The organism is Pseudoalteromonas sp. S1727, assembly GCF_005886375.1.
Taxonomy (GTDB): domain Bacteria; phylum Pseudomonadota; class Gammaproteobacteria; order Enterobacterales; family Alteromonadaceae; genus Pseudoalteromonas; species Pseudoalteromonas haloplanktis.
Window position 1 is genome coordinate 1 of sequence record NZ_PNDT01000158.1, and the last position, 887, is coordinate 887.

Here is an 887-nt window from a genome sequence, read left to right on the forward strand (position 1 = left end):
GTCTGGTGGAGCATCATAGAGTTGCAGGGTAATTTCAGCCAACACATCTTTTAGTACAGTGTCAGTGGCGTCGCCTGAATTACCCGCACGGTTTTCTACGCTTGCAACGGCGGTGATACCACCATCAACTAAGAAACGTGTATCGACGTTTTCAAGCATCCACTTGCCGTTGATTACGGTGGTGGTGAGGGTGATTGAATTACCGGCGGTGTCGGTTAATAACACCGTCACGACTTGGCCGTTTTCAGCGTCGGTGGTGCCACTAATACGCACAGTGGGTGCTTCTTCTGCATTGATAGTGTCATCTTGGACTGTGTCTATCTCAACCGTGATTTCAACCGCAGCGGTGTCTTTTGTTACCGTGTTGGTGGCAACAGCAGGGTTACCAAAGCTGTCGATACTGGTCGCAGTGAAGGTTAGGTCGCCATCCAGTAGGCTGGATAAATCCCCATCTTCAATAATAAAGAAACCATTTTGCACTGTGGTATTAAAAATTAAACGGTTACCGGCTTCATCACGGACAATAATTTCAACCGGTTGGCCGTCTTCAATGTCATTGGCAACCCCACCAAAGGTCGCTGGGTTAACCTCAAGGCTATTTAAAATGCCGTCGCCATTGGTTTGTATCTGCATTGAAATGGCTGAAATGGTGTCTTTAAATGTTTGCGTGTCTGCTGCCGCGGCATTGCCTGCTGCATCAGTGCCACTGACGCTAAAACTTAATTCGCCTTCAGCAAAGGTTGATAAATCTAATTCACCTAAGCTCCACGTGCCATTAGTAATCGTGGTGGTGTATTGCTGATTAACGCCATTTACATCGGTGATGAAGATGGTCACTGTTTGACCATCTTCAATATTAGTGGCTGTACCATTGACCAGCACCGCAG

General features: G+C 47.1%; 1 protein-coding gene. It reads right to left on the minus strand.

Translation table 11 applies throughout. From position 1 onward, the window contains the following. On the minus strand, window positions 1-887 hold an 887-nt coding region (locus tag CWB85_RS21160; RefSeq protein WP_138555956.1), incomplete at both ends, for a hypothetical protein.